Genomic DNA, 1102 nt, shown 5'->3' on the forward strand with positions numbered 1-1102 from the left:
GGAGCATGTGGCTGGGGACGTCGAGGAAGTTGCCGACGCGGGCAACCCTTTGCAGCCTGGGTAGCGGAAGCGGCGTTTCCTGTTGGGCAGCAACTGCCCGATGTGCTCCCATGGATCATTCAGACACGACCCATGGAAAATTCCCAAGCAAACACCTGACGCGGATACGGACACCAGGCTCGATCCATTTGGTTGTGTTAGATTTCGTTGGACTGATGCGCCCTTTACTGAGAGCGGAGAGTTTCCTCGGATTCGATTACTTGCACTTCTCCCCCTCGACCATTGATAAATTGTTGCAATTCTTTGCCGCCTACCTCTCGAATGTTCCCTCCGCTGAAGAGTTGAATCGGTCCGTAAATGGTCCCGCGAAGCCCAGTGAAGATAGTATTTTCATCTACTTGAACTTCGAAAATATTGCGTTTGACGACGGCTTCGGACAAATTCGCGCCACGGAGATTTGTGCCCAGTAGAGGGGCTGCCAGGATTTTTGCCCCTTTGAAAGATGCGCCGGTAGCGTCAGTTTCAAAGAATGAACACTTGGCCATATCCGATTGATCCAGTATGGCTGATCGAAGATTGGCAAAATCCAAGTTCGCTCTTACGAGACCTGCCCCGATGAGGTTGGCGCCGGAAAGGTCTGCGCCTTCGAGATTTGATCGATAGAATTCACATTCTGATAGATTTACCTGTTTCAGGTTGGCGTGGATGAAGAGTGATTCTGAGAAGTCTCCTCCAGAGAGATCGGCTCCGCGGAAGTCAAGACTGCTGCCATCCAACGTATATGTTGAGCCGAGCCACTCCTCTAGACGTTGTGTACTCGCGGGGTCGTCCGGAAGTCTCGGAGGTGTCCAATTTTCACGGGTACCAGATGACATCATTCTCCCAGCCGTTGCTGTTGACGATCGATCGAATATCGTCTATCGCGGCTTGATTCGCATTCCGAGTGTCAATAATTACTATACGTTTCTCTTTTATGATTTGACGAGATAGCTTCCGGGTCCATGTTGCATGATCCCTTTCCGGATTGTAGGCTCCTTGAAATGGTCTTGATTTATCCTGAATATTATTGAAGGGTGGATAGTCTGAGTGTACACCCTTGATG

The 1102-nt window shown here is 50.2% G+C and carries 2 protein-coding genes; both read right to left on the bottom strand.

Going from position 1 to position 1102, the window contains the following annotated elements:
• Positions 1–224 precede the first annotated feature (224 nt).
• Positions 225–776: a pentapeptide repeat-containing protein gene (locus tag AC5WRL_RS28060; RefSeq protein WP_496091491.1), complete on the bottom strand. Its 552-nt coding sequence runs from the start codon at positions 774–776 to the stop codon at positions 225–227.
• A 79-nt stretch (positions 777–855) separates the two neighbouring features.
• On the bottom strand, positions 856–1102 hold a 247-nt coding region (locus AC5WRL_RS28065; RefSeq protein WP_496091492.1), incomplete at its 5' end, for a hypothetical protein.

Source organism: Streptomyces sp. NTD107 (assembly GCF_059510435.1).